21 protein-coding genes and 1 other RNA gene are annotated in these 25,819 nt (G+C 65.7%); 19 read left to right on the top strand and 3 right to left on the bottom strand.

What is annotated here, in order from left to right; translation table 11 throughout:
- Complete coding sequence (locus tag AC0L3J_RS17835) at positions 1 to 1,371, bottom strand: aminotransferase-like domain-containing protein (RefSeq protein ID WP_473347924.1); 1,371 nt, start codon at positions 1,369 to 1,371, stop codon at positions 1 to 3.
- Positions 1,372 to 1,420: 49 nt separating this feature from the next.
- On the opposite strand from AC0L3J_RS17835, the gene AC0L3J_RS17830 reads away from it, so the two are divergent.
- Both AC0L3J_RS17830 and AC0L3J_RS17825 read left to right on the top strand, forming a co-directional pair.
- Positions 1,421 to 1,885, top strand: a complete 465-nt coding sequence (locus tag AC0L3J_RS17830) for a DUF983 domain-containing protein (RefSeq protein WP_473347923.1) — start codon at positions 1,421 to 1,423, stop codon at positions 1,883 to 1,885.
- Positions 1,886 to 1,957: 72 nt separating this feature from the next.
- Positions 1,958 to 2,671 (top strand): alpha/beta fold hydrolase, encoded by a 714-nt coding sequence (locus AC0L3J_RS17825; RefSeq protein ID WP_473347922.1) that lies wholly within the window; start codon positions 1,958 to 1,960, stop codon positions 2,669 to 2,671.
- Between the two features lie 53 nt (positions 2,672 to 2,724).
- Here AC0L3J_RS17825 and rnpB read toward each other — a convergent pair.
- An RNA gene (gene rnpB / locus AC0L3J_RS17820) (RNase P RNA component class A) lies at positions 2,725 to 3,205 on the bottom strand.
- A gap of 148 nt (positions 3,206 to 3,353) precedes the next feature.
- Between rnpB and AC0L3J_RS17815 the strand changes: the two genes are divergently transcribed.
- Positions 3,354 to 3,707 (top strand): YciI family protein, encoded by a 354-nt coding sequence (locus tag AC0L3J_RS17815; RefSeq protein ID WP_007600836.1) that lies wholly within the window; start codon positions 3,354 to 3,356, stop codon positions 3,705 to 3,707.
- Between the two features lie 22 nt (positions 3,708 to 3,729).
- Positions 3,730 to 4,962, top strand: coding sequence for an RNA polymerase sigma factor (locus AC0L3J_RS17810; RefSeq protein WP_473347921.1), 1,233 nt, complete (start codon positions 3,730 to 3,732; stop codon positions 4,960 to 4,962).
- Positions 4,963 to 5,083: 121 nt separating this feature from the next.
- Here AC0L3J_RS17810 and AC0L3J_RS17805 read toward each other — a convergent pair whose 3' ends face one another.
- Positions 5,084 to 5,866: an N-acetylmuramoyl-L-alanine amidase gene (locus AC0L3J_RS17805; RefSeq protein ID WP_473347920.1), complete on the bottom strand. Its 783-nt coding sequence runs from the start codon at positions 5,864 to 5,866 to the stop codon at positions 5,084 to 5,086.
- A 523-nt stretch (positions 5,867 to 6,389) separates the two neighbouring features.
- Between AC0L3J_RS17805 and rsmH the strand changes: the two genes are divergently transcribed.
- From rsmH to ftsZ, 15 genes are all read left to right on the top strand, one after another.
- The gene (gene rsmH / locus AC0L3J_RS17800) at positions 6,390 to 7,379 is read left to right on the top strand and encodes a 16S rRNA (cytosine(1402)-N(4))-methyltransferase RsmH (RefSeq protein ID WP_473347919.1); all 990 of its coding nucleotides are present in this window, start codon (positions 6,390 to 6,392) and stop codon (positions 7,377 to 7,379) included.
- Positions 7,380 to 7,382: 3 nt separating this feature from the next.
- Positions 7,383 to 7,775, top strand: coding sequence for a cell division protein FtsL (gene ftsL / locus AC0L3J_RS17795; protein ID WP_007600843.1), 393 nt, complete (start codon positions 7,383 to 7,385; stop codon positions 7,773 to 7,775).
- Positions 7,772 to 9,526 (top strand): peptidoglycan D,D-transpeptidase FtsI family protein, encoded by a 1,755-nt coding sequence (locus AC0L3J_RS17790; RefSeq protein WP_473347918.1) that lies wholly within the window; start codon positions 7,772 to 7,774, stop codon positions 9,524 to 9,526. Before ftsL ends, AC0L3J_RS17790 begins: the two co-directional genes overlap by 4 nt.
- An 84-nt stretch (positions 9,527 to 9,610) precedes the next feature.
- Positions 9,611 to 11,083, top strand: coding sequence for a UDP-N-acetylmuramoyl-L-alanyl-D-glutamate--2,6-diaminopimelate ligase (locus tag AC0L3J_RS17785; protein WP_473347917.1), 1,473 nt, complete (start codon positions 9,611 to 9,613; stop codon positions 11,081 to 11,083).
- The gene (locus tag AC0L3J_RS17780) at positions 11,080 to 12,459 is read left to right on the top strand and encodes a UDP-N-acetylmuramoyl-tripeptide--D-alanyl-D-alanine ligase (RefSeq protein WP_473347916.1); all 1,380 of its coding nucleotides are present in this window, start codon (positions 11,080 to 11,082) and stop codon (positions 12,457 to 12,459) included. The genes AC0L3J_RS17785 and AC0L3J_RS17780 overlap by 4 nt, the downstream gene beginning before the upstream one ends.
- Before the next feature lie 164 nt (positions 12,460 to 12,623).
- A complete protein-coding gene (gene mraY / locus AC0L3J_RS17775; RefSeq protein WP_106945343.1) occupies positions 12,624 to 13,727 on the top strand; it encodes a phospho-N-acetylmuramoyl-pentapeptide-transferase in 1,104 nt (367 codons plus the stop codon).
- Between the two features lie 7 nt (positions 13,728 to 13,734).
- Positions 13,735 to 15,135 carry a UDP-N-acetylmuramoyl-L-alanine--D-glutamate ligase gene (gene murD, locus AC0L3J_RS17770; protein WP_473347915.1) on the top strand — a complete coding sequence of 467 codons (1,401 nt, stop codon included), beginning with the start codon at positions 13,735 to 13,737 and terminating at the stop codon, positions 15,133 to 15,135.
- A gap of 268 nt (positions 15,136 to 15,403) precedes the next feature.
- The gene (ftsW, locus tag AC0L3J_RS17765; RefSeq protein ID WP_473347914.1) at positions 15,404 to 16,555 is read left to right on the top strand and encodes a putative lipid II flippase FtsW; all 1,152 of its coding nucleotides are present in this window, start codon (positions 15,404 to 15,406) and stop codon (positions 16,553 to 16,555) included.
- A 50-nt stretch (positions 16,556 to 16,605) separates the two neighbouring features.
- Positions 16,606 to 17,706 carry an undecaprenyldiphospho-muramoylpentapeptide beta-N-acetylglucosaminyltransferase gene (gene murG / locus AC0L3J_RS17760; protein ID WP_473347913.1) on the top strand — a complete coding sequence of 367 codons (1,101 nt, stop codon included), beginning with the start codon at positions 16,606 to 16,608 and terminating at the stop codon, positions 17,704 to 17,706.
- A 137-nt stretch (positions 17,707 to 17,843) separates the two neighbouring features.
- A complete protein-coding gene (gene murC / locus AC0L3J_RS17755) occupies positions 17,844 to 19,247 on the top strand; it encodes a UDP-N-acetylmuramate--L-alanine ligase (protein WP_473347912.1) in 1,404 nt (467 codons plus the stop codon).
- A gap of 4 nt (positions 19,248 to 19,251) precedes the next feature.
- Positions 19,252 to 20,172 (top strand): UDP-N-acetylmuramate dehydrogenase, encoded by a 921-nt coding sequence (murB, locus tag AC0L3J_RS17750; protein ID WP_473347911.1) that lies wholly within the window; start codon positions 19,252 to 19,254, stop codon positions 20,170 to 20,172.
- A 22-nt stretch (positions 20,173 to 20,194) separates the two neighbouring features.
- On the top strand, positions 20,195 to 21,181 hold the full coding sequence (locus tag AC0L3J_RS17745; protein WP_473347910.1) for a D-alanine--D-alanine ligase family protein: 987 nt from the start codon (positions 20,195 to 20,197) through the stop codon (positions 21,179 to 21,181).
- A 350-nt stretch (positions 21,182 to 21,531) separates the two neighbouring features.
- Positions 21,532 to 22,560 carry a cell division protein FtsQ/DivIB gene (locus AC0L3J_RS17740; protein WP_456768421.1) on the top strand — a complete coding sequence of 343 codons (1,029 nt, stop codon included), beginning with the start codon at positions 21,532 to 21,534 and terminating at the stop codon, positions 22,558 to 22,560.
- The gene (gene ftsA / locus AC0L3J_RS17735; RefSeq protein WP_007613530.1) at positions 22,557 to 23,879 is read left to right on the top strand and encodes a cell division protein FtsA; all 1,323 of its coding nucleotides are present in this window, start codon (positions 22,557 to 22,559) and stop codon (positions 23,877 to 23,879) included. Before AC0L3J_RS17740 ends, ftsA begins: the two co-directional genes overlap by 4 nt.
- A gap of 87 nt (positions 23,880 to 23,966) precedes the next feature.
- On the top strand, positions 23,967 to 25,763 hold the full coding sequence (gene ftsZ / locus AC0L3J_RS17730) for a cell division protein FtsZ (RefSeq protein WP_473288601.1): 1,797 nt from the start codon (positions 23,967 to 23,969) through the stop codon (positions 25,761 to 25,763).
- The last annotated feature ends 56 nt before the right edge of the window (positions 25,764 to 25,819 follow it).

Below are 25,819 nucleotides of genomic sequence, written 5' to 3'. Positions count from 1 at the left end.
TTAGACGATCTGTCTGGTGTCGGCGGGCCTTTGCAGCGCGCCGACCAGGATGCGTAGCGCTTCCGTCAATTCCGCCCTGTTGCGCGCCGCGCCAAGCGAGACGCGTGCCGCGTGTGGCGGTGGTCCGTCGACGGTGAAGGCCTCGCCGGCGACGACTGCCAGTCCATTCCGCAGCAGATGCGCCGCGACGTCTAAACGGCCCTCCGGCAGCCGCAGCCACAGATGGTGAGCGGCGGGCTTGGCCTGGAACTCGAATCCTTTGAGCGCGCGTTGCGCGAGCTGCTGGCGGCCGACGGCCTCGCTCCTGATGGCGGTGATGATGCGGTCGGCGATGCCGGTCTCGATCCAATGCGTTACCAGCGCGACCATCAGCGGTGCCGGCATCTGCACCGTCGCCTGCAAATAGCTGCGCATCTCCCGCTGCGAGCTGCTGTCAGGCGTCACCAGATAGGCAACCCGCAGCGCGGGCGCGATGCATTTTGACAGCGTGGTCGCGAGATATGTCCGTTCCGGAATGAGATTGGCGATCGGCGATGCCGAGCGATCGAGCAGCCCGTAGGCGTCGTCCTCGATCAGAATCGTATCGGCATCGTTGATGATCCTTGCGATAACGCTGCGGCGCTCGGGAAGAAGCGTCGCGGTGGTCGGATTGTGCAGCGTCGGAATGAGATAGACCGCTTTCGGTCTATGCGTGCGGCAAGCCTTCGCCAGCGCGTCGGGCAGGATGCCGCCGTCATCCATGGCGACGCCGACGAGCTTGACGCCGAGCCGCGCCGCGGCGGCCTTGATGCCGGGGAAGGTGAGGGCCTCCGTGAGGATCACGTCGCCGGGGCGTGCGAGATGGGCGAGCAGGTTGAACAGGATCGTCTGCGCGCCGGGAAAGATCACGAGCCTGTCGGCATGCGCATGCGGTACGCGTGCGCGCATCCATCGCGCGGCGACCTCGCGCTCGTGTGCGCTGCCGCCGGGCGGCTGGTAGTTGAGATGCGCCGTCAGGCCCGATTTCGCGCGGATGGCTTCCATCCCGGCGATGATGCGCTCGTCCAGCTGCGCTTCGAGAGGTTGCGGCGGCACATTCATCGAGAGGTCGATCGCGACGGGATGCGGCAGATCGACTGCGCGGCGCGCGCTGGTCTCCGACACGAACGAGCCCTGGCCGACCCGGGCCTCCATGATGCCGCGGCGCCGCGCCTCGGTGTAGGCGCGCGTCACCGTGGTGAGGTCGATGCCGAGCGCCTTTGCCAGCGCCCGCTGCGTCGGCAATTGCTGCCCACGCACCAGCCGGCCGGCGGCGATGTCGGCCTCCATGGCCTCGACGATGCGCTGATAGCGCGGCCCGCTCAGCTCCGAGATTGTAGGGGTCCAATCCATGCAATTAAGGCCTATATCCTTTGAATGTATGGATGCAAGATATTATTGTATGGATCGTAGAAAAGGAAGAGGTGGGGTCATGGCGACCGGTTCAGTCTCTCTCACGAAAGCGATGTGGCGCGGTTTCTTGGGCAAATGCCCCAATTGCGGCGAGGGGCACGCGTTCGGCCGTTTCCTGAAGGTGGCGGATACCTGCGACCATTGCGGCGAGGAGCTGTTTCACCAGCGCGCCGACGATTTCCCGGCCTATCTCGTGATGGTCGTCGTCGGCCATCTCGTGGTGCCGGCAATCCTTGCGGTCGAGACCGCCTATGCGCCGGCCGTCTGGCTGCAACTGGCGGTGTGGCTCCCCGTGACCTTGTTCGCCTCGCTTGCGCTGCTGCAGCCGACCAAGGGTGCCATCGTCGGGCTGCAATGGCAGATCGGCATGCATGGTTTTGAGCCGGGCAAGCTGCGGCGCGAAGCTGGTCAGGCTGCACCCGTTTTCGTCAAGGTGAACACGCGCGCGGCTTAAGGGGCCGTAGCGTTTACATCGCGGGACCGGCCGCTACACTCCATCGTACAAACAAGAACGATGGAAACGCCGATGGCCGCCCGCTCAAAAACCTTCCTGCTTTGTCACGGCGCATGGTCCGGCGGGTGGGCCTGGAAGAAGATGCACCCGCTGATGGCGCAGGCCGGCCATCGCCTGATTGCGCCGACCTATACTGGGCTCGGCGAGCGCGCGCATCTGACCAGTCCCGCGATCGATCTCGATACGCACATCCAGGACGTTCTCAACGTCATCAGGTTCGAGGACCTCGAGGACATCGTGCTGCTCGGCCACAGCTATGGCGGCATGGTCGCCACCGGCGTCGCCGATCGCGCGCGCGAGCGGGTGACGCAATTGATCTACCTCGACGCCTTCGTGCCGCGTGACGGCCAATCGCTGTTCGATCTCCACGAGGGCGGGCGCGAGCCGATGCGCAAGGCGGCAAGCTCAGGCGACGGCTACCGCATCCCGCCGAACCCGCCGCCGCCGGATACGCCGCAGGCCGATCTCGATTGGCTCAACGCGCGCCGGATCAACATGCCGATCAAATGTTTCGAGACGAAGCTGAAGCTCGAACATGGCGAGCCGGTGATGCCGCGCAGCTACATCTATTGCACGCGCATTCCGCCGGGCGACGTGTTCGGGCAGTTTGCGAAGCGCACCAAGAGCGAGGATGGCTGGCGCACTTTCGATCTCGATGCGAGCCATGCGCCGAACGTGACGGCGCCGGAGGCGTTGATGGCGGTCCTGGAGAAGATCGTCGGATAGAGAGCCAAAATGGTGAGGGGCCCGATGCGTTAACACCGAGCCCCTCGTTGAAAGATATCAGCCGGCCTGTAAGCCGGGTTCTGTAAGGCACCGTCCGCTTGCGCGAACGATACGTGACGGCCATTCCTCTGGGACCATGTTTGCACATGACCTCGAGCAACCTACCCGGACGGCGGGCCTGACATCGCCCCGCGGCGTTATCGCTTTCGCGAACAGCCCGCTACGCCGTCCCTATTCGGTTTTGCTCCCGGTGGGGTTTACCATGCCGGCTCCGTTGCCGCAGCCGCGGTGCGCTCTTACCGCACCTTTTCACCCTTACCCGTCTACGCAGCTGACGCTGCTACGACGTGGCAAGCCTTGCGGGCCTGCCTCGCCGAAGCCCCGAAGGGGCGAAGGCGGGCGGTTCGTTCTCTGTGGCACTTTCCCTGGGGTCGCCCCCGCCGGACGTTATCCGGCACCGTATGTCAAGGGAGCCCGGACTTTCCTCCCCGGCGGCCTTTCGGCACTTGCCGGAGCGGCCGTCCGGCCGACTGACGGCTTACGCATGAAGCATTTGTGTCGGTTCCGCAAGCCGATAACGCCATGCACGGTTCGCCCGAAATAATTTATCCTGAAGATGTCGTTGGGCGCGTGTCCCGTTCGACTGGATGTCGCCGATCCCAAGTGCAACAGGAGTTAAGCGATGCAGTATTTGCTGATGATCTACCAGAACGAAGCCGAGTACGCGAATATGCGTCCGGCGGCCGGCCAGCAGATGACGGCGGAATATCAGACCTTCACGCAAGGCATCATCCAGAGCGGCAATTTCAAGGCCGGCGACCGGCTGCAGCCGACCACGACCGCGACGACCGTGCGCGTGCGCGATGGCAAGACCCTGACGACCGACGGCCCGTTTGCCGAAACGCGCGAGCAGCTCGGCGGCTATTACCTCGTGGAGGCCAAGGATCTCGATACCGCGATCGAGATCGCGTCGCGGATTCCGTCGGCGCGCATCGGCTCGATCGAGGTGCGGCCGATCTGGGTCTACGACAAGTGATAGCGCGGCCGCGCATCGACATATGACATTGTCTGAGATCGACAAGATCTTCCGCGACGAGGCGGGGCGGGCGCTGGCCACGCTGATCCGCCTCGTCGGCGATTTCGATCTCGCCGAGGACGCGCTCCAGGACGCCTTTGCGGTGGCACTGGAGCGCTGGCCGGCGTGCGAGGTCCCCGACAATGCGCGTGCCTGGCTGGTCAATGTCGCCAGGCACAAGGCGATCGACCGTATCAGGCGCCAGGCCGTGTTCCGCGGCAAGGAGCAGGCGCTCGTGCACGAGCTCGAGTTGAACGCGCAATCGCCCGCCGAGCCGCCGGCGATGCTCGACGACGACATGCTGCGGCTGATCTTCACCTGCTGCCATCCTGCATTTGCGTCCGAAGTCCAGGTCGCGCTGACGCTGCGCACCGTCTGCGGCCTCTCCACGGCGCAGGTTGCGCGCGCCTTCCTCGTCACTGAAGAGGCGATGGGGCAGCGTCTCGTCCGCGCCAAGCAGAAGATCAGGCTCGCCGGCATCCCCTATGAGGTTCCCGAGCGCGACACGCTGGTGCCGCGGCTCGACGGTGTGCTTGCCGTGATCTATCTGGTCTTCACCGAAGGCTATGTGGCGACGTCAGGTGCGGATTTGATGCGACCCGATCTTGCGGCCGAGGCGATCCGGCTTGGCCGCTTGCTCGACCGGCTGTTATCCGATCGCGCGGGGATCAAGGGCCTGCTGGCGCTGATGCTGCTGCACGATGCGCGCCGCGCAGGGCGCCAGACCGCCGCCGGCGACATCGTGCTGCTGGAAGAGCAGGATCGTTCGCGGTGGGACCGTGCACAGATCGAGGAGGGTCTCCGTCTGGTGGACGACGCACTGCGCGTGCCCGGCCGGCCGCAGCCCTATGCAGTCCAAGCCGCGATCGCTGCGCTGCATGCGCGCGCGCCGAGCTATGAGCAGACAGACTGGCCGCAGATTGCCGGGCTCTACGAAGTGCTATTGCGCATCAACCGGTCGCCGGTGATCGAGCTCAACCACGCGGCGGCGGTGTCGATGGTCGATGGGCCGGCACGTGCGCTCGATCTCGTGGATGCGATTACGGCGCGCGGCGGGCTTCATGGCTACGAGCTATTGCCGGCGGTGCGGGCCGATCTATTGCGGCGGCTCGGCCGGAAGGAGGAGGCACGTGACGCCTATCGCGCTGCGACAGAGGCGACGCAGTTGGAGCCGCTGCGACGGCTGTACGCGCGAAGGATGAGGGAGATGAAGTAGCTACTTCCTCATACTCCGTCATTGCGAGGAGCACTTGCGACGAAGCAATCCAGACTGCTTCCGCGGAGGCGGTCTGGATTGCTTCGCTTCGCTCGCAATGACGAGTATGTGGCTATCGCCGTCACTTCGTTGCGATAGTCGTTGTCTCCTGAGGGAGACTCCCCAACAGCGCCTGCAAGGTCGACAGCGTCGAGTGATCCGCGACTCCGTCCAGTCGCGCCGGGCGGAAATGGCGTTGGAACGCGGTGACGACTTCCATGGTCGCGGCGTCGTATTTGCCGGTGAGGGGAACGCCGTAGCCGTATCGGGCGAGCGCCTGCTGCAGGCTCAGCACCTCGTCGCTGATGGTGCCGAGCATCAGGCTCTCGCCGCGCACCACCGGCGCGGGCGTGACCCAGTGGCCGACGCCGGAATTGGCCAGCGAATGCCACGGAAATTTTTCGCCGGGATCTTTCTTGCGCGCCGGCGCCACGTCGGAGTGGCCAAGCACCCGGTGAGCGGGCACCTTGCGGCGGAGCATGATGCCGCGGCACAGCGCGATCACAGCGGCGATCTGGCGCAGCGGAAACTCCGGATAACCCCAATCGTGGCCGCGATTGACGATCTCGATTCCGATCGAGCAGGAATTGATGTCATCCTCGCCGGCCCAGGCGGACACGCCGGCATGCCAGGCGCGCCTTGCCTCCGGCACGCATTGCACGATGCGGCCGTCTTCCAGCACGACATAATGTGCCGACACCTCGGTGCCCGCGGAGCAGAGCCGCGCCAACGCACCTTCGACGTCGGGCATGCCGGTGTAGTGCAGCACGATCATGTCGGGCTGCCGGCCCTTGTTGCGGTCGCCATGGTTCGGTGAGGGGATGATGTCGGAGACGATCGAGGAATCCGGTTCGAACGTCCGCATGTTCGCGGCGGCCTTGGGAACCGGGAGAACGCGTTGACGCTTCGAATCAGATCCAGACGGCGTGGACGAACCGGACGACATAAACAGCTCGAGACAGACAGAGAGTGGGCCAAGCCCTTCTCTTTACTATTCCTTTACCCTCCACCGTGCGCAACCGCGCGACGAGGTTAACGTATGCATTTTGGCGCATGTGTGTGGATGAAGCATCACCGCCGTGTCAGCTTTTCGACTTGTCGCGAGCCGATCAACGCTTTCTTAACGCTAAGGGCCGTTACTGAGGGATGAAGAGCCGACCCGCGTCCGGAGGCGGCCAAAGCGTATTTTGGCTCGAAATCCCATGGCTGCCCGACAAATTCCAAGGGGAATACTGGGTTGGTGGCCCGGGACGACCGGGCTCGGTAACCATGTTGGACGGGGGTTGGGTCGTGGAACCGCCGCGACGCGGAATCATTCGAGGCGTTATGAGCTTGTTCGTCCCCGATCTCACTTGGGAGTCCGGCGGGGCGATCGGCAGGCTTGGCGCATGAGCTCGGCTCCGCACATCCCCGTTCTTGGCCGTGAGGCCATCGACCACCTCGCCCCACGGGAAGGCGGCCTTTACATCGACGCGACCTTTGGCGCCGGCGGCTATAGCCGTGCGATTCTCGACGTGCCGGGAACCCGGGTGATCGCCATTGATCGCGACCGTACTGCGATCGAGGGCGGCGCCGAGCTGGTCGCCCGCTCCGCGGGCCGGCTGACCCTCGTTGAAGATCGTTTCTCCAACCTCGCCGAGGTCTGCGCGGCGCAAGGCCTCGAAGGCGTCGACGGCGTCGTGATGGACGTCGGCGTGTCCTCGATGCAGCTCGACCAGGCCGGCCGCGGCTTCTCGTTCCGCCTCGATGGTCCGCTCGATATGCGGATGGGGCAGGCAGGCCCGACTGCGGCCGATGTCGTGGCGCGCGCCTCGGAAGGCGATCTCGCCGACATCATTTATCTCCTCGGCGAAGAGCGGCAGTCGCGCCGGATCGCCCGCGCTGTCGTCGCGGACCGTCAGGAGACGCCGTTCACAACCACGCGCGCGCTCGCCGATCTCGTCGGCAGGGTGGTTCGTTCCAAGCCCGGCGATATTCATCCCGCGACGCGGACGTTCCAGGCCCTGCGCATCTTCGTCAACGAAGAGCTGGAGGAACTCCAGAGCGCGCTCATCGCTGCCGAGCGTGTGCTCAAGCCCGGTGGTCGCCTCGTGGTCGTCTCGTTCCATTCGCTGGAAGACCGCATCGTCAAGAATTTCTTCGCCGAGCGCAGCAAGACAGGTGGCGGCTCACGCCATTTGCCGGAAGTGTCTCAGGCGGTGCCGAGCTTCCAGCTGCTGACGCGGCGGCCGGTGATCGCGGGCGAGGACGAAGTCGCGCATAACCCGCGCGCGCGGTCGGCAAAACTGCGCGCCGCCGAGCGCACCTCGGCGCCCGCGCATGACGATCGCGAGCAATCGTCCTGGCCAAAACTCTCCGACATCATGAGAGGTGGCTAGCGCATGCGCTTCATCCACCTCCTCGTCATCGGCGCGCTAATCTTCGCGGCGGCCTATGTCTACCGGATCAAGATGGACTCCACGGCGCGCACCGAAAAGGTGCTGCGGCTGCATGCGGAGATCCGCGAGCAGCGCGATGCGATCGCGGCGCTGCGCTCCGAATGGGCCAAGCTCGATGCACCCCTGCGCCTGCAAGGCCTGTCCGACCGGCATCTGCAGCTCAAGCCGGTCAACGGCACGCAATATGATTCACTGAAGAATTTGCCCGAACGTCCGCCGCGGATGTTCAGGCCGGGCGAGCCGGATCCGATCGGCGCCATGCTCAATACCATCGAAGCCGCGAGCGATCCCGATAATGTGACGGGCTCCGTGCCTCAGCCCGAGGACAAGCCATGAACGCTGTGACCCCGGCCAAACCTGCAGAAAAGCCGACCGAGCCCTGGCGGCAACGGCTGATCCGCAGCCTGCTGTACGGGCGCAACGTCGATCGCGCGGCCAAGGCGCGGGCGCGCGTCGGCCTGGCGATGCTCGCCTTCGGCGCGGTCTACGCCCTGATCGGCGGCCGGCTCGTGATGTTCGCAATCGGCGCCGACGCCCACGGCGCGCGCCGCGCCGCGGCGCAGGAGGTGGTCGCGACCGCGCGGCCCGACATCGTTGACCGCAACGGTGCGATCCTCGCGACCGACGTCAAGGCGTCGAGCCTGTTCGGCGAGCCGCGCCGCATCATCGACAAGGACGAGGCAATCGAACTTCTGACCGCCACCGTGCCCGACCTCGACGAGGCCGAGGTGCGCGAGCGCCTGAAGACGCGCAAGGGCTTCGTCTGGCTCAAGCGCGAAATCACGGCGAAGCAGCAGCAGGACATCCACAAGCTCGGCATTCCCGGCATCGGCTTCCTGCGCGAGAACAAGCGCGTCTATCCGACCGGCAACGAGGTCGCCCACCTCATCGGTCTCGTCAACATCGACAACCAGGGCATCGCCGGCATGGAGAAGTGGCTCGACAATCAAGGGCTGGCCGATCTCCACCGCGCGGGCTTTGCCACCGACCGGCTGCAAAAGCCGATCGAGCTCTCGGTCGATCTGCGCGTCGAGCACGCCCTGCGTGACGAGCTCCTGAAGGCCAAGGAGAAATACCACGCCAAGGCCGCCTCCGGCATCGTCTCCAACGTCAAGACCGGCGAGATCGTGGCGATGGTCTCCCTGCCGGACTTCGATCCCAACAATCCAAAGGAAGCGCATGACCCCGACCGCATCAACCGCCTGACCACCGGCGTCTACGAGATGGGCTCGACCTTCAAGGCGTTCACGCTGGCAATGGCGCTCGATTCCGGCAAGATCAATTTGAACTCGATGTGGGATGCACGGGGAAACCTGCACTACGGCAAGTTCACCATCCATGACAGCCACGCGCTCGGACGTTTCATCAACACCAAGGAAGTGTTCTATTACTCCTCCAACATCGGCGCCGCGCGGATCGCGCTCGGCCAGGGCGTCGAGGCGCACAAGGCGTTCCTGGCCAAAATGGGCCAGTTGACGCGGCTGCGCACCGAGCTGCCCGAGAGCGCGGCGCCGCTGGTGCCGCGCCGCTGGAGTGAGCTGAACACGGTCACCATCGCGTTCGGCCAGGGCCTATCGGTGGCGCCGCTCCAGGCGGTAATGGGCATCAACGCGCTGATGAACGGTGGCTACCTGATTCCGCCGACATTCATGAAGCGCAGCGAATCTGAAGCGGCGGCGATGGCCAAGCGCGTGATCAAGCAAGAGACCAGCGACAAGATGCGGTATCTGATGCGGCTCAATGCGGAGGTCGGGTCGGCAAGGCAGGCGGACGTCAAGGGTTACTATGTCGGCGGCAAGACCGGCACGTCCGAGAAAGTCATCAATGGCCGCTACGCCAAGAAGCGGGTGCTCAACTCCTTCACGGCGATCATGCCCTCCGACAATCCGAAGTATCAGATCCTGGTGATGCTGGACGAGCCGCAGGCGCTGCCCGAAACCCATGGTTTCATCACCTCGGGCTGGAACGCGGTGCCGACCGGCGGCAAGGTGATCGAGCGGATCGCGCCGCTTCTCGGTGTCGAGCCGCGGTTCGACCTGCCGCCGTCCGACCGCCTTATTCTTGCAGCATCCAGGACAACCCAGTAATCAACCGGGTGGGCCGTTGCCGCTGCTGAGTCGGGATTTCCCTGGAGATTCGGCTTCCGGCGCGGCCATGTCGACTGGAAGACCATGAAGCTGCGCGACCTCCTCGATCAGGACGTTCAGGGCAATGATGCCGCAATCGAGCCCGCGGTCGCGGCGCTCGACGTGAGCGGCGTTGCCCTCGACAGCCGCGCGGTCAAGCCCGGCGATCTCTTCTTCGCACTTGCGGGCAGCAAGACCGACGGTGCGCGCTTCATCGATGCCGCGATTGCCGCAGGCGCGGTGGCGGTTGTCGGCGACCATGCGCCTGATGGCTGCAAGGTGCCGTTCATCACAGTCGCCAATCCGCGCAGCGAGCTGGCGCTGGCCGCGGCAAAATTCTACCCCGCGCAACCCGCGACAATTGCTGCGGTGACCGGTACCAGCGGCAAGACCTCGGTCGCCGCATTCACCCGGCAGATATGGGAGCGGCTCGGGCACGCCTCCGCCAGCATCGGAACCATTGGCTTGGTCTCGCCGAAGCGCACCGTCTACGGCTCGCTGACGACGCCAGATCCGATCGCGCTGCACCGGCAGCTCGACGAGATCGCGCGTGAGGGCGTCACGCATCTCGCCTTCGAGGCCTCTTCTCACGGGCTCGACCAATATCGCCTCGACGGCGTGCGCGTGTCCGCCGGCGGCTTCACCAATCTTTCGCGCGACCACATGGATTACCATCCGACCGTCGCGCATTACCTCGCGGCCAAGCTCAGGCTGTTCCGCGAACTTGTTCCGCCGGGAGGCGCGGCCGTGATCTCCGCCGATCATGATTGCTCGGCGGAGGCAATCGACGCGGCAAAGTCGCGCGGCTTGCGCGTGATGGCGGTCGGTCGCAACGGCGACGGGGCCGGCGAGGGCATTCGTCTCGCCGGTGCGGAGGTCGAAGGGTTTTCGCAAGTGCTCGCGCTCGAACATCGCGGCAAGCGGCATACGATCCGGCTGCCGCTGGTCGGCGAATTCCAGATCGAGAATGCGCTGGTGTCGGCCGGTCTCGCCATCGGCACCGGCAGCGACGCAGCAGACGTGTTCGCGAGCCTCGAACATCTCGAGGGCGCCAAAGGCCGGTTGGAGCGCGTCGGCGAGCGCAACGGTGCGCCGATCTTCGTCGACTATGCGCACAAGCCCGATGCGCTGGCGAAGGCGCTGCAGGCGCTGCGTCCCTACGCCAGGCGCAGGCTGGTCGTCGTGTTCGGCGCCGGCGGCGACCGCGATGCCGGCAAGCGTCCGATCATGGGCGAGATCGCGGCCGGCAACGCCGACGGCATCATCATCACCGACGACAATCCGCGCAGCGAGAAGCCGGAGGCCATTCGCGCCGAAATCCTCGCCGCCGCCAAGGGCGCCCGCGAAATCGGCGACCGGGCCGTTGCGATCCGTACCGCGATCGCGGAATTGGAAGATGGCGATGCGCTGCTCATCGCCGGCAAGGGCCACGAGACCGGGCAGATCGTCGGCGGAGAGGTTTTGCCCTTCAGTGATCACGAGGCGGTCGCCGCCGCATTAGCGTCGAGGATTGCATGAGCGGGCCCATATGGACGGTGGCCGAAGTGGCGCGCGCGCTGGGCGCTGCCGGATCGTTCCCGGACACGCCGATCGACTTCGTCACCCAGGACAGCCGGCTGGTGAAACCGGGCAGCCTGTTCGTGGCGCTGAGCGGCACCCCGAGCGGCGGCTTCATCTCGGCCTTCGCCAGCGCGCGTGACGGCTGGGAGTTCGCGGAGAAGGCGGAAGCCTCGGGCGCGGTCGCGATGATCGTGCCGCACGAGATCGCGGGCATCCGCATTCCCCAGATCGTCGTCAAGGACACGCTGATCGACGGACTCTGGGGCCTAGCGCGCGCGGCACGTGCGCGCTTCAACGGACCGGTGATCGGGCTCACCGGCAGCGCCGGCAAGACCAGCACCAAGGAATTCCTCGCGGCCTACCCCAATGCCTATGCCAGCCCGTCGAGCTTCAACAATTTCTGGGGCGTGCCGCTGACGCTGTGCAATGCGCGGCCCGATGCCAGTCTCTGGGTCGTCGAGATGGGCATGAACCAGGCCGGCGAGATCGCGCGGCTCAGCGAACTGACGCGGCCGACAGTCGCGCTCGTCGTCAACGTCCAGCCGGTGCATCTGGAGAAGCTTGGCTCGCTCGAAGCCATCCGTCGCGAAAAGGTGTCGATTGCACTCGGCCTGCCTTCGGAAGGCGTGCTGGTGCTGCCCGCCGGGATAAAGGCGCCGGACTGGAAGGGCAAGGTCATACGCTTCGGCGACAAAGCCGAGGTGCACGAGGTCGCGCACGCGCCGCACGGCGACAGCTGGCAGGTCGTGGCCGCGCTCGGCAAGAAGGAAATTGCGTTCAGCCTGACGCCGGGCGCGCCGCACCGCGTCCAGAATGCGCTCGCCGCGCTCGCATCGATCCGTGCGGCCAACCTCGATGCGGCGACGCTTGCGATCAAGCTCGACCGGGTCGGCATCATGACCGGCCGTGGCGTCGAGCAGGCGGTCGGCGGCGTCATCGTGATCGACGACAGCTTCAACGGCAATCCGGCCAGCGTGGCTGCCGCGCTGCAAAGCCTCCAGGCGCGCAACACGACCGGCGGCCGCCGCATTGCGGTGCTCGGCGACATGCTGGAGCTGGGCGATGGCGCGCCCGGCTATCACACCGACCTCGCCAGGCATCTCGACGGGATCGACGGCGTCTATTGCGTCGGGCCCCTGATGCGTCACCTGTTCGAGGTGCTTCCAGCCGGCAAGGGTCTCGGCTGGCACGACGACCCCGTTACGCTGAAGCCGGGTGAGGTCGCAAATCTGCTCAGGGCAGGCGATGTCGTGGTTGTCAAGGGCAGCAAGAAGATGTTCTGGGTCAACAAGTTTGTGCCGGGCCTAGTGGCCGCCTTGCAGGCAAGGGCGTAAACTGCTTGGAAGGCGCTGTTCCCGAATCCCACCCTTTCCGTCGCGAAGCCGTTCGTTTTCTTTAGAGGTCGCCCGACCCCAGGATGAAGACCAGCGAATGCGCGTGAGACAGGTTGATAAGGCCAAGATCAAGGCGCGTGCAAAGGCGCCATAGGACCGTCTGAATGTTTTACTGGCTGATCGAGCTCTCCAACACATTTCCGGGCTTCGGTGCCGTTCGCACCTTCCTGAACGTCTTCCGCTACATCACCTTCCGCACCGGCGGCGCGGTCGTCACCGGCGCGCTGTTCGTGTTCCTGTTCGGCCCCTGGATCATCGACCATTTGCGCATCCGGCAAGGCAAGGGCCAGCCGATCCGGGCCGATGGTCCGCAATCGCATCTCGCCAAGAAAGGCACGCCCACCATGGGCGGGCTGATGATCCTGTCCGGCCTCACGGTCGGCACGGTGCTGTGGGCCAATCCGCTCAATCCTTACGTCTGGATCGTGCTGGCGGTGACGCTCGGCTTCGGCTTCGTCGGCTTCTATGACGATTATCTCAAGGTGACCAAGCAGACCACGACCGGGTTCGGCAGCAAGCTTCGCCTGCTGATCGAGGCGGCGATCGCGCTGGTTGCCTGCTACGCGCTGGTGCGGCTGAACCGCGATCCCGCATCGACCGCGCTGACGATTCCTTTCCTGAAGGACACCGTGCTGCATTTCGGCTGGTTCTTCGTCATCTTCGGCGCCTTCGTCATCGTCGGCGCCGGCAACGCGGTGAACCTCACCGACGGTCTCGACGGCCTTGCCATCGTGCCCGTGATGATCGCGACCGCGAGCTTTGCGATGATCGCCTATCTCGCCGGCAACGCGGTGTTCGCCGATTATCTCCAGATCAAATATGTCGCCGGCACCGGCGAGCTCGCGGTGCTCTGCGGCGCGCTGCTGGGCGCCGGTCTCGGCTTCCTCTGGTTCAACGCGCCGCCGGCCTCGATCTTCATGGGCGACACCGGTTCGCTCGCGCTCGGCGGCATGCTGGGTGCGATCGCGGTCGCGGTGAAGCACGAGATCGTGCTCGCGGTGATCGGCGGCCTGTTCGTGCTGGAGGCGGTCTCCGTCATCGTGCAGGTGGTGTCGTTCAAGATGACGGGAAAGCGCATCTTCCGGATGGCGCCGATCCATCACCATTTCGAGCAGCTCGGCTGGACCGAGCCCCAGATCGTGATCCGTTTCTGGATCATCTCGGTGATGCTGGCGCTCGCCGGCCTGTCGACGCTGAAGCTGCGGTGAGCGCTCGATGATCCCCGTCACGTCCTTTGCCGGCAAGACGGTCGCGGTGTTCGGCCTCGGCGGCTCGGGGCTCGCCTCCTGTCACGCGTTGAAAGCGGGCGGCGCCGAGGTGATCGCCGCCGACGACAATGCCGACAACGTCGCCAAGGGCGCGCAAGCCGGCTTCATCACGGCTGATTTGCGCAACGTCTCCTGGGCGAATTTCGCCGCGCTGGTGCTCGCGCCCGGCGTTCCCCTGACCCACCCGGTGCCGCATTGGAGCGTGCTGAAGGCGCGCGAGGCCGCTATCGAGGTGATCGGCGACATCGAGCTGTTCTGCCGCGAGCGGCGTCGGCACGCGCCGGACGCGCCGTTCGTCGCCATCACCGGCACCAATGGCAAATCGACAACGACGGCTTTGATCGCGCATCTCACCAAAGTGGCCGGCTACGACACCCAGATGGGCGGCAATATCGGCACCGCGATCCTGTCGCTGGAGCCGCCGGGCATGGGCCGCGTCCACGTCATCGAGATGTCGTCCTACCAGATCGACCTCACGCCCTCGCTCGATCCCTCCGTCGGCATTCTGCTGAATGTCAGCGAGGACCACATCGATCGCCATGGCACCATCGCGCACTACGCTGCGGTGAAGGAGCGCCTCGTTGCCGGTGTGCAGCCGGGCGGCACGGCGATCGTCGGCGTCGACGACGGTTTTTGCCGCGATATCGCCGACCGGCTCGACCGCGCGGGCAAGAATGTGGTGCGCATCTCCGTCAAAAATCCGCTGGCCAGCGGCATCCATGTCGAGCACGGCACCATTGTGCGCAATTCCGGCGGCGCACGCAGTGAAATCGCGGCGCTCGGCGGCATCGGTTCTCTGCGTGGCCTGCACAATGCGCAGAACGCGGCGTGCGCCGCCGCCGCCGCGCTCGCGATGGGCATCGGGCTCGATGTGCTTCAGAACGGCCTGCGGAGCTTTCCAGGCCTGGCGCATCGCATGGAGCAGGTTGGCCGCCGCGGCAGCGTGCTGTTCGTCAACGACTCCAAGGGCACCAATGCGGACGCCACCGCGCACGCACTATCTTCCTTTTCGGACATCTTCTGGATCGCGGGCGGCAAGCCGAAGGCCGGCGGAATCACTGGTCTCACCGGCTACTTCCCGCGCATCCGAAAAGCCTATCTGATCGGCGAGGCCGCGCAGGAGTTTTCGGAGACGCTGGGCACGCAAGCGGCGCACGAGATCAGCCAGACGCTCGACGTCGCCGTCGAGCAAGCCGCGCGCGATGCAGAGGCGTCAGGCATCACCGACGCGGTCGTGCTGCTGTCACCCGCCTGCGCCTCCTTCGACCAGTACCGCAATTTCGAGATCCGCGGCACCAGGTTCCGCGAACTGGTGCAGGCGCTGCCGGGCGTGAAGCCGGTGGTGTGAGGCCTGTAGCCTCCTCGTTCTCCGCTGTTCGTTCTCCGCTGTCATCGCCCGCGAAGGCGGGCGATCCAGTACTCCGTGACAGCTGTGATTCATCGAGAAGCCGCGGCGTACTGGATGCCCGCCCCCGTGCGCAACTGCGCACTAGGCGGGGCATGACGAGCATGTGAGGTGGCGGTCTCCCTCCATCCCCAATCATCCGCGATTTCTTAACCTTGCGGTAACTAACCTCGGCGACCAATGGACCGACCTCTGTCCGAAAGCGGCCGCCATGCTCTCCCGTGAAGAACGCACCCCCTTTTCCGAGTGGTGGTGGACCGTCGATAAGCCGCTGATGGGTGCCATCCTGGCGCTGATGCTGACCGGCGTGATCCTGTCGCTGGCGGCGAGCCCGCCGGTTGCGACCCGCATCGGACTCGATCCCTTCCATTTCTTCAGCCGCCACGTGATGTTCCTGGCGCCGTCCGGCCTGGTGCTGCTCGGGGTGTCCTTTCTGTCGCCGCGGGCGATCCGTCGCTCGGCGCTGATCATCTTCGCGGCCAGCATCGTCCTGATCGTGCTGACGCTCGCGATCGGCCCGGAGGTGAAGGGCTCGCGGCGCTGGATCACGCTGATCGGCGTCAACATCCAGGCCTCCGAAATCGCAAAGCCGTCATTCGTCGTTATCGCCGCGTGGCTGTTCGCAGAGTCGACCAAGCGGCCGGAGATGCCGGCGACTTCGATGGCGCTCGCGCTGCTGTTGATGCTGGTCTCGCTTCTCGTCATGGAGCCCGACTTCGGCCAGACCATGCTGATCCTGATGGTGTGGGGCTCGCTGTTCTTTATCGCGGGCATGCGGATGATTTGGGTGTTCGGGCTCGCCGGTCTCGGCGCCGCCGGGCTGTTCAGTGCCTACCTTTTTGTTCCGCACGTCGCCGGCCGCATCAAGCGCTTCATGAATCCGGCCTCGGGCGACACCTTCCAGGTCGATACCGCCATGGAGGCGTTCTACAATGGCGGCTGGTTCGGGCTCGGACCGGGCGAGGGCATTGCCAAGCGCAGCCTGCCGGACAGCCACACCGACTTCGTGTTCGCGGTTGCCGCCGAAGAGTTCGGCATCATCCTGTGCCTCGCGATGCTGGCCCTGTTTGCTTTCGTCGTCATCCGCACGCTGTCGCGCGCCTATGCCAACGAGGACATGTTCTCGCGCTTTGCGGCCTCGGGTCTTGCGATCCTGTTCGGCGTGCAGGCCGCGATCAACATGTCGGTCAATCTCCAGCTCATCCCCGCCAAGGGCATGACGCTGCCCTTCATCTCCTATGGCGGTTCCTCGATCGTGTCGCTGGCCTATGGCGTCGGCATGATGCTCGCGCTGACGCGGCTGCGCCCGCGCACCGAGATCGAGGCGAGCGGCCACGCCGAGGCGATGCGCAGCTACGCGTAGTTTTTCGCCTCGCTCGCAATGACGGGGGAGACACTGTAAAACTTATCACCATGGACACCTCCCCCCTGATTCTTCTCGCCGCGGGCGGCACCGGCGGCCATTTGTTTCCAGCCGAGGCGCTCGGCGTCGAGCTGATCCGGCGCGGATTCCGCGTCCGCCTCGTTACGGACGAGCGCGCGCTGCGCTACAGCGGCCTGTTCACCAAGAACATGATCGACGTCGTCTCGAGCGAGACTGCGCGTGGACGCAATCCGCTGCAGCTCGCCTATGCCGGCCTGACGCTCGCGGCCGGCACGTTGTCCGCCTACAGCCTGATCAAGCGATTGAAGCCGGTCGCCGTCGTCGGCTTCGGCGGCTATCCGACGCTGCCGCCGCTGGTCGCGGCAAAATTCGCGGGCGTGCCCGGCATCATCCATGACGCCAATGCCGTGCTCGGCCGCGCCAACAGGTTCCTGTCGAGCCGCGTCCGTGCCATCGCGACGTCGTTGCCCGGCGTGCTCGACCGCGATCCGGCGCTATCGGGCAAGACCACGACGGTCGGCACGCCGATGCGGCCGGCGATCCTCGCCGCAGCCGCCGTGCCATATGCTGCGCCTGAAGTGAACGGCCCGTTGTGCCTGCTCGTCGTCGGCGGCAGCCAGGGCGCGCGCATCATGGCCGACATCGTGCCGGGCGCGATCGAGCGCCTCGAGCCCGCGCTGTGGAGCCGGCTCGTCCTTACCCAGCAGGTGCGCGACGAGGACATGGCGCGCGTGCGTGCGGTCTACGACAGGCTGAAGATCAAGGCCGAGCTTGCGCCGTTTTTCACCGATCTGCCGGCGCGGCTCGCCTCCAACCATCTGGTGGTATCGCGCTCAGGCGCCGGCACCGTGGCAGAACTCGCCGCGATCGGGCGGCCCTCGATCCTGGTGCCGCTGCCGGGTGCGATCGACCAGGACCAGTTCGCCAATGCCGGCGTGCTGGCCAAGGTCGACGGTGCGATCCGCATTCCGCAAACCGAGTTTTCCTCCGATCGCCTCGCCGCCGAGATCTCCGCCTTCGCTGCCGAGCCCGCGCGCCTTGCCGCCATGGCGCAGGCCGCCCGCGGCGCCGGCCGGCTCGACGCAGCGGAGCGGCTGGCCGATCTGGTGGCCAAAATCGCGGGAATCTGACGCGAAATCAGCCAGAATTCCTACTTTTGCCGTCATGGCCGGGCTTGTCCCGGCCATCCACGTCTTGCAAGAAGTGGTAAGGATTCGTGGATGCCCGGGACAAGCCCGGGCATGACGAGGGAACTGCGGGATACGCCATGAGACTGCCGCGCGAGATCGGACCCATCCACTTCGTCGGGATCGGCGGGATCGGCATGAGCGGTATCGCCGAGGTGCTGCTCAATCTCGGCTATTCCGTGCAGGGGTCCGACGCCTCGGACAATTACAATCTCGACCGTCTGCGCAAGAACGGCGCGAAAGTCTCGGTCGGCCACAAGGCGGAGAACGTCGACGGCGCCGAGGTCGTCGTGGTCTCCACCGCGATCAAGCGTGACAATCCGGAACTGACGGCGGCGCGCGAACGGCGTATCCCGGTGGTGCGCCGCGCCGAGATGCTGGCCGAACTGATGCGGCTGAAGAGCTGCGTCGCCATCGCCGGCACGCACGGCAAGACCACCACGACCACGATGGTCGCGACGCTGCTCGACGCCGGCGGGCTCGATCCCACCGTGATCAACGGGGGCATCATCAATGCCTACGGCTCCAACGCGCGTCTCGGTGCAGGCGACTGGATGGTGGTCGAAGCCGACGAGAGTGACGGCACGTTCCTGAAGCTGCCGACCGAGGTCGCGATCGTCACCAATGTCGATCCCGAGCATCTCGACCACTTCAAGACCTTCGAAGCCGTGCAGGATGCCTTCCGCCATTTCGTCGAGAACCTGCCGTTCTATGGCTTCGCCGTGATGTGCATCGATCATCCCGTGGTGCAGAATCTCGTCGGCAAGATCGAGGATCGGCGCATCATCACCTATGGCGAGAATCCGCAGGCCGATGTCCGCTTCATCGACCTGACCCCGACGGGCGGCGGATCGAAGTTCAAGGTTGCGTTCCGCGATCGCAAGACGGGCGCCGTGCACGAGATCGCGGATCTCTTGCTGCCGATGCCGGGACGCCACAATGCCTCCAACGCGACGGCCGCGATTGCGGTCGCGCGCGAGCTCGGCGTGTCGGACGAGGCGATCCGCAAGGCGATCGCCGGCTTCGGCGGCGTCAAGCGCCGCTTCACCAAGACCGGCGAGTGGAACGGCGTTACCGTCATCGACGATTACGGCCATCATCCGGTCGAGATCGCCGCGGTGCTGAAAGCCGCGCGGGAATCCACCAACGGCAAGATTGTCGCCGTCGTGCAGCCGCATCGCTATACCCGCCTGCAGTCGCTGTTCGAGGAATTCTGCACCTGTTTCAACGATGCGGATGCGGTGGTCGTCGCCGAGGTCTATGCCGCAGGCGAGACGCCGATCGAGGGCATCGATCGCGACCATTTCGCCGCGGGCCTGCGCGCCCACGGCCACCGCGAGGTGATCCCGCTGCCGGCGGCCTCGGATCTCGCCGGCATCGTCAAGGGCGTGGCGAAGTCGGGAGATCTCGTCGTGTGCTTAGGGGCCGGCAACATCACGCAATGGGCGTATGCCTTGCCCGGCGAGTTGAAGGCGCTGGGGTAGGGCAGTGAGCTTCCCCGACATCACATCCGACCTCAAAGCCGCGATGCCCGATCTTCGCGGCCGGCTGCTGGCGAACCAGTCGCTCTCCGAGCTCACCTGGTTTCGTGTCGGCGGTCCCGCGCAGGTGTTGTTCACGCCGGCGGACGAGGACGATCTCGCCTACTTCCTCGCGCATCTCGCAAGCGACATTCCCGTCTATGTCGTCGGTGTCGGCTCCAACCTGATCGTGCGCGACGGCGGCATTGCGGGCGTGGTGGTTCGTCTGGCGCCGCGCGCCTTTGGCGAGGCGAGCGCGAACAGCGATGTCGTCACCGCGGGCGCGGCCGCGCTCGACAAGCGCGTGGCGGAAGTCGCCGCGGGCGCGAACATCGGCGGGCTCGAATTCTACTTCGGCATTCCCGGCACGATCGGCGGCGCGCTGCGCATGAATGCGGGCGCCAATGGCGGCGAGACCAGGGACGTGTTGATCGAGGCGCGAGGCGTGGGGCGCGACGGCACCAAGCACGTCTTCTCCAATGCCGACATGAAGTTCGTCTACCGCAACAGCGGCGTCGATCCCTCCATCATCTTCACCTCCGCGCGTTTCCGCGGCGAGATCAGGGATGCCGAGGCGATCCGCGCGCGCATGGCGGAAGTGCAAACCCATCGCGAGACCGCGCAGCCGATCCGCGAAAAGACCGGCGGCTCGACCTTCAAGAATCCGCCCGGCCATTCCGCCTGGAAGCTGGTCGACGCCGCCGGCTGCCGCGGCCTGCGCGTCGGGGGCGCCGAGGTGTCCGAAATGCACTGCAATTTCCTGATCAACACGGGCAATGCGACCGCGCACGACATTGAGACGCTGGGCGAGACCGTGCGTGAACGGGTGAAGGCAAATTCCGGAATTGAGCTACACTGGGAAATCAAGCGGATCGGAATCCCCGGCTAATTTGGACAAGCAACGAGAGAACATGCGCATCACCATCCTCTTCGGCGGCTCCAACCGCGAACGTCTGGTTTCGGTCGCCTCAGCCCAGGCGCTGCATCAGGCGCTGCCCGAGGCCGATCTCTGGTGGTGGGACGTCGAGGACAAGGTGCATGTCGTGCAGTCGAAGCAGCTGCTCGAACATGCCCGTCCGTTCGAGGACGAATTCAAGCCGGGCACGTCAGGCATTCCGTTGGAGCAGGCGCTCGACCAGGCCAGGGCGGAGAACCGCGTGCTGGTGCTCGGCCTGCACGGCGGGCGCGCCGAGAACGGCGAGTTGCAGGTGATGTGCGAGGCGCGCGGCGTGCCGTTCACCGGATCGGGCTCGGCCTCCTCGCATCTCGCGTTCGACAAGTTCGCGGCCAAACATTTCGCCGCGCTCGGCGGCGTGTCGCCGCCGGCCAACATTGCGCTGGACCAGATCGACGAGGCCTTCGCCGAATACGGCCGGCTGATCGCAAAGCCCGCCAGGGACGGCTCGAGCTACGGTCTGATCTTCGTCAACGCCAGGCAGGATCTCGTCGCCGTCCACAATGCCGCCAAGCACGAAGAGTACGTGATCGAGCCCTACATCGCCGGCGTCGAGGCGACCTGCGGCGTGCTGGAGCGGCCGGACGGCTCCATCATGTCGCTGCCGCCGATCGAAATCATTCCGGGCGAGGGCAGTTTCGACTACGCGGCGAAATATCTTTTGAAGTCGACCCAGGAGATCTGTCCCGGCCGCTTCACGGCGGAGATCTCCGCCGCACTGAAGCAGCAGGCGATGCTGGCGCACCGGGCGATGTCCTGTACCGGCTATTCCCGTTCGGACTTCATCGTCTCGGACAAGGGGCTGGTCTATCTCGAAACCAACACGCTGCCCGGCCTGACCAAGTCCTCGCTCTACCCCAAGGCGCTGAAGGCCGAGGGCATCGCGTTCGTCGACTTCCTGCGCGGCCTGGTCGAGCTCGCTGTGGCAGGTGTGCGAAAATAATTAGGACTGGTTAACGGCCGAACCGGCGAAACGGCCGGTTTTGGAACCCAAAACCGGTAAAATGCCGGATATTGCGGCATAAATGCCTCACAGGCCTGGGCAAAACGCTCACGTCGTTAACGAACTTTACCTTTTGTTTACCAGGACGTCCGAAGGTTAACGCTGGCGGCGCATATGACGCTTTGGCTGCCGGCGCGTGGACCGTTGCGGGTGTTGTCACTCCCAGCGAACGCTCTGAAGGGGAGAGGTTTTCTTCTGCTGAAGACCAGCACCCGGCCCGGCAAGTCCGAGACGTCATGTTCGCCAGGACCCGCGCGATGTCGCGGGCAAACTGTTGACGAGCTCGTGCAATGGATGGAGCAGGAAGCCTCACTCGGTCGCTTTTCAGATCGCTGAGGCCCCAAGCTGACCTGAAGGCGGCCGCTATCGGAGCGGTCGTGCTTCTGCGCGAGTGGGTGCAGGACAAGCGTCTGGAACGAGTTCACGGCGCGCGTGCCGCCGCCAAGGAAAAGACCCGGGCCAAAGCCATCATCGAGCGCGAGCCGCCGCCGCGGTTGGTCGCACTGGTCGAGCGCTATCTGCCGCGCCGGGTCGGGATCAGCATGACGGTGCTGCTCCTGATCGGAAGCTGCGGCTTCGGTATCGTCAAGGGCGGCCATCTCCAGGATTTCATCACGGCGGTCAACGACACCCGTAACGCGCTGGCCAATTCCGCCGGCTTCCGCATCACCTCGGTCGTGATCAACGGCCGCAAGCAGCTCAGCCAGGACGAGATCCTCGCGATCGGCGGCGTCAGCGGCCGATCCTCGCTGCTGTTCCTCGACGCCGACGCGGTGCGCGACAAGCTCAAGGCCAATCCCTGGATCGCGGATGCGACCGTGCTGAAGCTCTATCCGGGCCAGCTCATGATCGAGCTCACCGAGCGCAAGGCGTTCGCGCTGTGGCAGGAGGCCGGCCGGCTCTCCGTCATCGCCGATGACGGCGCCGTGCTCGAACCCTATGTCTCGCGCCGCTTCCTGTCGCTGCCGCTCGTGGTCGGCAAGGGCGCCGATACGCAGGCCCGCGATTTCCTCGCTTTGCTGGCGCGCTATCCGCAGGTCAATTCCATCACCAAGGCCGCGATCTTCGTCGGTGAGCGGCGCTGGAACCTCAGGCTCAAGGACGGCCTCGACATCCGCCTGCCCGAGCAGGACGTCGGCAACGCGCTTGCGATGCTGTCCAGGCTCGACAAGGAGGACAGGCTGTTCTCCCGCGACATCGTCGCGGTCGACCTGCGCCTGCCCGATCGGCTGGTGGTGCAGCTGTCCGAGGACGCTGCCAAGGCGCGGGACGATTTGTTCAAGGACAAGAAGAAGAAAAAGGCCGGGGACGCTGCATGACCGGTCTTGATCGCACCCAGACACCGAAGACACGCCCGATGCCGCACAAGCGCGGCGGCCTCGTCGCCTGCCTCGACATCGGCACCAGCAAGATCGCCTGCATGATCGCCCGGCTGAAGCCGTCGGCGCCGAGCGAAGCCCTGCGCGACCGGACCCATGCGGTGGAGCTGATCGGCTATAGCCAGATCCAGTCGCGCGGCATGAAGGCCGGCGCCGTGATCGATCTCGGCGAATGCGAGCAGGCGGTACGACAGGCCGTCGGGCTTGCGGAGAAAATGGCCAAGGTGCGGGTCGAGTCCGTGCTGCTGTCGGTCTCCGGCGGCCGGCTCTCCGGTCAGCTGGTCGAAGCTGCCGCCGACATCCGCGGCGGCGCCGTGACGCCGGCCGATGTCAGCCGCGTCACCTCCACCGGCATGCGCCACGCCACCGGCGAAGGCCGCACCGTGCTGCACGCGCTGCCGGTCGGCTACACGCTCGACGGCGTCAAGGGCATCCGCGACCCGCGCGGCATGGTCGCGCATCAGTTCGGGATCGACATGAACGTCGTCACCTGCGACGCCACCGTGGCGCGGAACCTGATGCTGGCGGTGGAACGCTGCCACATCAACGTCGAAGCCATGGCGGCAAGCCCCTATGTGGCAGGCCTGTCGGTGCTGACCGACGACGAGGCCGATCTCGGCGCCGCCGTCGTCGAGATGGGCGCGGGCACCACCACGATCGCGGTCTTTTCCGGCGGCCGGTTCGTACATGCCGCGGGTTTTGCGGTCGGCGGGCAACACATCACGATGGATCTGGCGCGCGGACTCTCCGCGACCATTGCCGATGCCGAGCGAATCAAGACGTTATACGGGACCGTCATCACCGGCGGATCGGACTCGCGTGAGCTGATGTCTGTACCGACAGCCGGTGACGAGCAGGATCTGCCGCAGATCGTCTCCCGCGCTACCATCGCCAACATCGTCAAGCATCGTGCCGAGGAAGTCTTCGAAATGGTTCGGGACAAGCTGAAGGATTCGCCCTTCGCCTCGGAGCCCAACGGCCGTGTCGTGCTCTCGGGCGGGGCCTCGCAGCTCACCGGTCTCGTTGAGCTCGGAACGCAGATTCTCGGCCGGCCCGTGCGGGTCGGACGTCCGCTCGGTTTCGGCCGGCTGCCCAACGAGGCGAAGAACGCCGCCTTCGCGGTGCCGGCCGGACTGCTCGTCTACCCGCAATATGTTCACCACGAACATGTCGAACCGCGGCATACGCGGCAGCAGGTCAGGACGGGGACCGGCGGGTATTTCGGAAAGGTCGGACGATGGCTACGCGAGGGCTTCTGATGACTCCTTCCCGCAATATTCGATTTTCACCAACTCCCGCGGCCGCCGGCCGGGGCGAACCCACGCGCGCGTGATCGAGAGGCAAACATGACCATCAGCATCAATGTTCCTGATATTCACGAACTGAAGCCCCGCATCACCGTGTTCGGCGTCGGCGGCGCCGGTGGTAACGCCGTCAACAACATGATCACGGCGGGCCTCCAGGGCGTCGACTTCGTGGTCGCCAATACCGACGCGCAGGCGCTGACGATGTCGAAGGCGCAGCGCATCGTGCAGATGGGCACTGCGGCCACGCAAGGGTTGGGCGCAGGTTCGCAGCCGGTCGTCGGCGCGGCCGCGGCCGAAGAAGTGATGGACGAGCTGCGTGACCATCTCTCGGGCGCCAACATGGTGTTCGTCACCGCCGGCATGGGCGGCGGCACCGGCACCGGTGCGGCTCCCGTGATCGCCAAGATCGCGCGCGAGATGGGCATCCTCACCGTCGGCGTCGTGACCAAGCCCTTCCACTTCGAAGGCGGCCGCCGCATGCGCACCGCGGAAGCGGGCATCAACGAGCTGCACAAGGTCGTCGATACGCTGCTGATCATCCCGAACCAGAACCTGTTCCGGGTCGCCAACGAGAAGACCACCTTCGCCGACGCCTTCGCGATGGCCGACCAGGTGCTCTATTCGGGCGTTGCCTGCATCACCGACCTGATGGTCAAGGAAGGCCTGATCAATCTCGACTTCGCCGACGTGAGAGCGGTGATGAAGGAAATGGGCAAGGCGATGATGGGCACGGGCGAAGCCTCCGGCGACAAGCGCGCGCTGACCGCCGCCGAAGCCGCGATCGCCAACCCGCTGATCGACGACAGCTCGATGAAGGGCGCCAAAGGCCTCCTGATCTCCATCACGGGCGGCAAGGACCTCACTTTGTTCGAGGTCGACGAAGCCGCGACCCGCATCCGCGAGGAAGTCGACCAGGACGCCAACATCATCGTCGGCGCCACCTTCGACGAGGCGCTCGACGGCCTGATCCGCGTCTCGGTCGTCGCCACCGGCATCGAGCAGGCCGCGATCGCTCGTAACACCCAGGCCACCAGTGCGCCGGTTGCGAACCCGGCACCGCAGGCTCAGCAGGCTCCGGCCGCGGCTGCCGAGAGCCGCCTTGCCGATTTGACCGCACGGCTCCGCGCCGACAATCAGCGCATGGCCGAGCGCGCCCAGAAGTTCGAAGCGCAGACCCCGGCCGCAGGAACGGGTCAGTTTGCCGCCGCTCCCACGGCTCCGCGTCCGAACGTGGAGCGCGCTGCGCTTGCCGCCATCGCCGCCGCCGTTGCGGACGTTCCGCAGGCTCCCGCGCCGATGCAGACCTATGGCGACGTCACCGTGCGCCCGATCGCGCAGAAGCCCACGCTGTTCCCGGAGCCCGAGCAGGCGCCGATGGCCATGCATGAGCCGATGACGCCGGAAACCTTCATCCCCCCGCAGGCCGAGCGTGCGCCGGTCCGCACACCGCGGATGCCGCGTATCGAGGAACTTCCGATGCCCGCCCAGGCCGAGCTTCGCCAGGCCCGCGGCGAGGTCGAGGAGGAGACCCCGCAGAAGACGCGGCTGTCGCTGCTGCAGCGCCTCGCCAATGTCGGCCTCGGCCGCCGTGACGAGGAGAGCGAGGCGCCAATCGCGGCCCGCACCGCCGGTCCCGCGATGCCGCCGCTGCCCGATCGCCGCCCCCAGAAGACCGTGGCGCAGCAAATCGCGTCCACCGAGCCGGTGTCCGAGTATGCCCGTCGTCCCGCGCCGCAGGGCCTGGACATGCACGGCCGTCCTGCGCCTGTTGCCCCGGCGCCACAGGGAGACGACCATCTTGATATCCCGGCCTTCCTGCGGCGGCAGGCGACCTGAGGATTGTTACAATAAGGCAGACGAAAAAAGGTCCCGGCGGGAAGCTTGCCGGGACC

Source organism: Bradyrhizobium sp. Kon37, from assembly GCF_055807535.1.
Note: the sequence above shows the minus strand (reverse complement) of the source record. Positions and strands in the feature narration are given on the sequence as shown.

What these genes read in the sequence shown, in the direction of transcription:
- ftsA (WP_007613530.1), top strand. Translation starts at nt 22,557, where the DNA reads ATGACCGGTCTTGATCGCACCCAGACACCGAAGACACGCCCGATGCCG.
- AC0L3J_RS17835 (WP_473347924.1), bottom strand. Translation starts at nt 1,371, where the DNA reads ATGGATTGGACCCCTACAATCTCGGAGCTGAGCGGGCCGCGCTATCAG.
- AC0L3J_RS17740 (WP_456768421.1), top strand. Translation starts at nt 21,532, where the DNA reads ATGGATGGAGCAGGAAGCCTCACTCGGTCGCTTTTCAGATCGCTGAGG.
- AC0L3J_RS17785 (WP_473347917.1), top strand. Translation starts at nt 9,611, where the DNA reads ATGAAGCTGCGCGACCTCCTCGATCAGGACGTTCAGGGCAATGATGCC.
- AC0L3J_RS17790 (WP_473347918.1), top strand. Translation starts at nt 7,772, where the DNA reads ATGAACGCTGTGACCCCGGCCAAACCTGCAGAAAAGCCGACCGAGCCC.
- murC (WP_473347912.1), top strand. Translation starts at nt 17,844, where the DNA reads ATGAGACTGCCGCGCGAGATCGGACCCATCCACTTCGTCGGGATCGGC.
- ftsW (WP_473347914.1), top strand. Translation starts at nt 15,404, where the DNA reads ATGCTCTCCCGTGAAGAACGCACCCCCTTTTCCGAGTGGTGGTGGACC.
- AC0L3J_RS17810 (WP_473347921.1), top strand. Translation starts at nt 3,730, where the DNA reads ATGACATTGTCTGAGATCGACAAGATCTTCCGCGACGAGGCGGGGCGG.
- ftsZ (WP_473288601.1), top strand. Translation starts at nt 23,967, where the DNA reads ATGACCATCAGCATCAATGTTCCTGATATTCACGAACTGAAGCCCCGC.
- AC0L3J_RS17815 (WP_007600836.1), top strand. Translation starts at nt 3,354, where the DNA reads ATGCAGTATTTGCTGATGATCTACCAGAACGAAGCCGAGTACGCGAAT.
- mraY (WP_106945343.1), top strand. Translation starts at nt 12,624, where the DNA reads ATGTTTTACTGGCTGATCGAGCTCTCCAACACATTTCCGGGCTTCGGT.
- ftsL (WP_007600843.1), top strand. Translation starts at nt 7,383, where the DNA reads ATGCGCTTCATCCACCTCCTCGTCATCGGCGCGCTAATCTTCGCGGCG.
- AC0L3J_RS17805 (WP_473347920.1), bottom strand. Translation starts at nt 5,866, where the DNA reads ATGCGGACGTTCGAACCGGATTCCTCGATCGTCTCCGACATCATCCCC.
- AC0L3J_RS17780 (WP_473347916.1), top strand. Translation starts at nt 11,080, where the DNA reads ATGAGCGGGCCCATATGGACGGTGGCCGAAGTGGCGCGCGCGCTGGGC.
- murG (WP_473347913.1), top strand. Translation starts at nt 16,606, where the DNA reads ATGGACACCTCCCCCCTGATTCTTCTCGCCGCGGGCGGCACCGGCGGC.
- murD (WP_473347915.1), top strand. Translation starts at nt 13,735, where the DNA reads ATGATCCCCGTCACGTCCTTTGCCGGCAAGACGGTCGCGGTGTTCGGC.
- AC0L3J_RS17745 (WP_473347910.1), top strand. Translation starts at nt 20,195, where the DNA reads ATGCGCATCACCATCCTCTTCGGCGGCTCCAACCGCGAACGTCTGGTT.
- AC0L3J_RS17825 (WP_473347922.1), top strand. Translation starts at nt 1,958, where the DNA reads ATGGCCGCCCGCTCAAAAACCTTCCTGCTTTGTCACGGCGCATGGTCC.
- rsmH (WP_473347919.1), top strand. Translation starts at nt 6,390, where the DNA reads ATGAGCTCGGCTCCGCACATCCCCGTTCTTGGCCGTGAGGCCATCGAC.
- AC0L3J_RS17830 (WP_473347923.1), top strand. Translation starts at nt 1,421, where the DNA reads ATGGATCGTAGAAAAGGAAGAGGTGGGGTCATGGCGACCGGTTCAGTC.